The sequence below is a fragment of the Bacillus sp. S4 genome, assembly GCF_040838205.1.
GTDB classification, from domain to species: domain Bacteria; phylum Bacillota; class Bacilli; order Bacillales; family Bacillaceae_G; genus Bacillus_A; species Bacillus_A cereus_U.
In genome coordinates, this window is the sequence record NZ_JBFPJI010000272.1 from 1 (window position 1) to 4,574 (window position 4,574).

The window sequence follows — 4,574 nt, forward strand, 5'->3', positions numbered from 1 at the left end:
AAAAAGGTGGAGATTTTTTGAGTGGGTTTCTCAAAAAATACTACCTGCCCATTGCGTGGAGAAAAACCCCTTATATAGAGAGTGAGAAGAGAGAGGATTTTAAAAGTGGCATAAAGCATTGATAACACTGGCTTTTTTCACTTTTTTATGTGTGGCGTTTTTGCCACACATTCGTGGCGTTTTTGCCACATATAAAAAAGCAAAAAAAAAGAATCGACTAATGTCAATTCTTAAATAATTTATTAGGTAATTGTTTTAATATAGGCATTTTCATAGCTTTAAAAAAGATAACTTGTAAATGCTCTGGAATATTATCCTTATCACCTGCAAAAATAATATGTGGATTTACAAACAAAGAATAAGCTTTTGCATTACTTCCTTCAATACCACTTTCAGCCTTTGCTAGTACTCCTTTTTTCACCAATGCATTAACCAATTTACTAGTTCTATCTCTTGGTCTCTCAAGTTCTTTAGCCAGTTCTGAAATATTCATAGGTATAACATTTTTAGCTTTAACATCAAAAACAATAGAATTACTGTAAAAAGAAATATAAGGAGCAATATCTATTAAAAATCCCTTTTCGCTCAATGTTAAATATCCTTGTTTACTTAAAAACTTCATGTTTTCTTGCATAATTTGAGCAAACCTCACTTTCGATTGAGGACTCTTTTTAGTACCTATGTAAATCTCTTTACCACCAGTAGCCTTACTTAATACCTTTAAAGCTTCATCTACTGCGTCTTGATCCATCCCATGATGTTCTTCTTCAAATTGTTTCTGCTCAATCTCTAAATCTCTTTTTCTCGCTTTTTGTTCAGCTTGTCCAAAGTTAATAATCTTTTTTGTCATGTGTTGTTGCTCCTCTCGATATTACGAGCACCAACAAAAATACCAAAAATCATAATTCGGGTATTACCCTAATAATAAAATTATGATAATCTATAAACAGATGATTAAGTTTTAGGTATTTTTGCTGAAATACCCTTTAGAACGAGCCATGTTAGCCGCATGGCTCGTTTTTATTTTATCATGCCTGTCCTTCCTTTTCCTCAAATTCATGTAACTCAATGATATTTTCCAAATTCCCTTGCATACGAGCATACTCCAAACCACCATCTACTCCCACTGATCCACACGAACAACACTTAAAATCATGTGTAAATTTAGATTCAATTACATCACTACATTTTCGGCATTGAATTGCATTTCTCTTTAGCTTTTTTATTGATAATCCTCCTATCAAAGTCCTCTTTCATTTCCACGTTCTTTTCTTTGTTGTTTTTGTTCTTTTCGTTGATTTTCAAGAAACTTTGATGCTGTTTCATATCCTCTTTTCTCATGTTCATTCAATCTTTCTTCTGAATACCTAAGAGAACTAAATCTATTCATAGATGCATTTACTTTTCTCTTACAAAAACCAATAATCTCATGGAATTTAGGCATCTCTTTTGGAATAAATTTCTCATAAAATTTATCCATCTCATCAATTAATTTTGCTAGACGTTCAAATTTACCCTTATACGGCTTCAACTCTTCATTTTCTTTTTCCAAACACTTCACTGTTGTATGTAAATCTGTATTACTCGCTTGTAGCGCTTCATTCTTGCGATGTAACGTCATATTTTCACGTTTAAAGGCTTCTGATGCCTTTGCCTTAGTTTTGAGTTCCTCAAAGTCTTCTACGCTCATTTCAACGGTTTTAGAGCGTAAGATACCACCCTTGTGTTTAACTTCGATCTTATCGACGTTATTTGTTGATTTCACTGCATTTTGTAATTGATTCAAACGAGATTCTAATTGTTCCATTTGTTTATTTACTACTTCTTTTTTCTGTAAACATTGCCCGATCTCTTTTTCTAAAGCATTTATCTCTTCCTTTGCGGTCATTGCCTTGAATTTCCGCATTTCTACATGCTTTTTGTCACTTGATACACCACGTTCCAAATAAAAACCCTTTTCTACCATGTGAGCATGAAAATCGTCCTGGAGTGAAACCAATTCTTTTCGGTTAAAAATTTGTTTAGCTGATAACTTATTTTCTCCGGTTACTGGAACCATTCCAACGTGCATATGAGGTGTTTTCTCGTCCAAATGCACAGCTGCGTGTACAATATTTTGTTCACCATATCTATCTTTTAAGAAGCTATACGCTTCTTTGAAAAACACCTTCTGTTGAGCTGGGTCAACTATATCTAATACATCAAAAAATTCTCTATCACTTGTAACAACAAACTCACACATCACAACCGCATCTTTTCGAATCGCTCGATTGGTCTCTACATTTTGTTCAATCTTGTCTTTCACTGTTTTCAAATAATCAATGTGACCATCATTATGTAAATCGTAATTCAATTGTGTTCGATCCGATTCAATATCATGATTTGTGTGGCTCTCTTTTTCTCTCTGATTATGAATCTGAATTCCCTTCACATCTCGCATTTTAAATTTCTGCATTCGGCAAATTGCGTAACTCATTTTTTCGCCTCTTTTCCATATGGTTCTACGTCCTTATCAGTCCCTAGAACCATATAAAGTATATAGACTTCACCCCTGTTTTTCGGTGGACTTCCATGTAAAGTATAGCACACTATATTTTACTATCGTAAAGGTGTGCCCTGCGGGGCTGTTCGGCAAGCCGAACCAAACCTTGGACTTTGTCCAAACCTACAAGGGGAACTCTTCCCCTTGACCCCATTAATCGAACTCCCCAACCCCTCAATCCTTGAGGGGCTCCCTCGCCGGTTGGCAGGAACAAACGGTGGTTTGTTCAGTGCCAAGAGGGTTCGGGTGTAGTGTAGTTGGTCAAGTCAAATACTCCCTTTGCTTCGCTAGGTCCGTTTTGATTGACCAACACACGCAAAGATCTCTATTGATCGTTTTTACTTCGCTCTTGTTGTTTCACTGCATATTCATATAATCGTTCATTAAACTCTTTATCTATTTTTAAAAATTGATTCTCTACGTTATAACGTTCTTCTACTTCTTTCATCAGCAACACATCTGGTTCTGGCATTACATATTCATCATTTACTACAATCGGTCTAGCTGGTTGTGTCTTCACTTGTAACGAAGTCAACTTACAAAACTGTGGCACTGAAAGCTCCCTCATCTTCGCCAATATTTCTAACTTCTTATACTGTTCTTCATTCACTGTAAACTTGACTTGAATCGTTTTCTCTTTGTCCATTTTAGTACCTCCAACATGTACCTTTTAGTACATATAATTGTACCATTAAGTACCATAAAACCCAAGTATTACAGGAGTAGAAATTTAAGTTTTTACTTCTGTAATACTACCTAACTTTTCACCTCTTTTTTTCTATAAAATCAACATTACTCAGACTCGTTATATACCTCTCAAACGCTCCAGATTTATCTCTAACCTATTTGTATTTTCTTATTCATACAAAAACACCAAAGAACAAAAAGGCCTCTCAGACAAGCTGAGAGGCCTTTTAAATGTATATCTTATTGTTTTTGTTCTCACTTCATCAGAAACCACACTAAGAGTATGCAAGATTTTATTCAAAAAAAGAATAGCGGGGATCCTTAGAATCCCCGCTATATCAGCTATGTATAAAATCCTGTATACGAGATACATAAACATATAAACAAAACCCCTGTAAACACAAGGATTCTATGAAACTATTTGCTACCGATAATGAGACGTTATGTTAACTCTCTATGAATATCATATACAACCAAAAATATACAACATACCACTTTTTCTAAATGGTACAATTAGGAAAAAGGAGGAAAAAGTATGAAAAATAAAATACCTCTAATAACATTCATTTTAGCTGCTTTATTTGTAGCTGGAGGTTTTGTATTCTTCTACTGGATCAAAACATTCCCATTCAACTAAAAAAACCTAACTACCGATAACGTGAGTTATGTAAAATATTGTAAGAGGTGTCATTATGTTAGATATTATTTTGTCTATTTTAGCTGGAACATTAGGTATGTATATATTTCTAAGGATTTTTAAAATACATTATCCTTGGTTTTCTTTAGTAATATATAGTTTTTTGTTAATCACAGAACAAATTATTGCTTACACATTGGATATTGACTTATTTAAAATTTCTATTTTACAAGATAATGGTGGTTTCAAATATTATTTTTCTAGTACAGTTATTCCATTAGTACTGACTATTCTATTTATGTTCTTTATACATTTATTTATGAAAAAACCTTATTTTAGAAGTACCAATAAGTAAAATCACGTCAAAAAACCGTCCATCAGGACGGTTTTTTGTATTTTTTGCTTAGCATGTTTTTTTTCAAAATCCCCCTTGTTTTTGGGTGGAGTGGTGAAGGCTGGGGTGAAGCGAAGCGAGGGGCTAGCCCCTAAGAACTTAACGTAACTGAATATAGAGTAAGCTTATCGCTTAAATCGATAAAACTGGGTGGTTCGGCTGGTACAATTGCTGGTCCAAGTCGAGCAACTTAACCTCGTTTTTGGTCTGTTCGGCTTGGCGAAAGCTAAAAACCAGCCGAATTTCGGAATGCAATGGAAAAAAGGTGGAGATTTTTTGAGTGGGTTTCTCAAAAAATACTACCTGCCCATTGC

General features: G+C 34.4%; 5 protein-coding genes. 1 reads left to right on the forward strand and 4 read right to left on the reverse strand.

What is annotated here, in order from left to right; translation table 11 throughout:
* Positions 1 to 223: 223 nt before the first annotated feature.
* The 4 genes from AB3X48_RS18260 to AB3X48_RS18270 all read right to left on the reverse strand — a co-directional run bounded on the left by AB3X48_RS18260 (position 224) and on the right by AB3X48_RS18270 (position 3,188).
* Positions 224 to 850: a MarR family transcriptional regulator gene (locus AB3X48_RS18260; protein WP_088084743.1), complete on the reverse strand. Its 627-nt coding sequence runs from the start codon at positions 848 to 850 to the stop codon at positions 224 to 226.
* Positions 851 to 1,028: 178 nt separating this feature from the next.
* Positions 1,029 to 1,244, reverse strand: a complete 216-nt coding sequence (locus AB3X48_RS22110) for a DUF7695 domain-containing protein (RefSeq protein ID WP_483298828.1) — start codon at positions 1,242 to 1,244, stop codon at positions 1,029 to 1,031.
* Positions 1,241 to 2,476 (reverse strand): MobV family relaxase, encoded by a 1,236-nt coding sequence (mobV, locus tag AB3X48_RS18265; protein ID WP_367959787.1) that lies wholly within the window; start codon positions 2,474 to 2,476, stop codon positions 1,241 to 1,243. The genes AB3X48_RS22110 and mobV overlap by 4 nt, the downstream gene beginning before the upstream one ends.
* A gap of 391 nt (positions 2,477 to 2,867) precedes the next feature.
* The gene (locus AB3X48_RS18270; protein ID WP_088004762.1) at positions 2,868 to 3,188 is read right to left on the reverse strand and encodes a hypothetical protein; all 321 of its coding nucleotides are present in this window, start codon (positions 3,186 to 3,188) and stop codon (positions 2,868 to 2,870) included.
* A gap of 733 nt (positions 3,189 to 3,921) precedes the next feature.
* Between AB3X48_RS18270 and AB3X48_RS18275 the strand changes: the two genes are divergently transcribed.
* Positions 3,922 to 4,221 (forward strand): hypothetical protein, encoded by a 300-nt coding sequence (locus AB3X48_RS18275; RefSeq protein ID WP_088084740.1) that lies wholly within the window; start codon positions 3,922 to 3,924, stop codon positions 4,219 to 4,221.
* The last annotated feature ends 353 nt before the right edge of the window (positions 4,222 to 4,574 follow it).

Coding starts and splice junctions, on each gene's coding strand:
- AB3X48_RS18260 (WP_088084743.1), bottom strand. CDS start 850: ATGACAAAAAAGATTATTAACTTTGGACAAGCTGAACAAAAAGCGAGA.
- mobV (WP_367959787.1), bottom strand. CDS start 2,476: ATGAGTTACGCAATTTGCCGAATGCAGAAATTTAAAATGCGAGATGTG.
- AB3X48_RS18270 (WP_088004762.1), bottom strand. CDS start 3,188: ATGGACAAAGAGAAAACGATTCAAGTCAAGTTTACAGTGAATGAAGAA.
- AB3X48_RS18275 (WP_088084740.1), top strand. CDS start 3,922: ATGTTAGATATTATTTTGTCTATTTTAGCTGGAACATTAGGTATGTAT.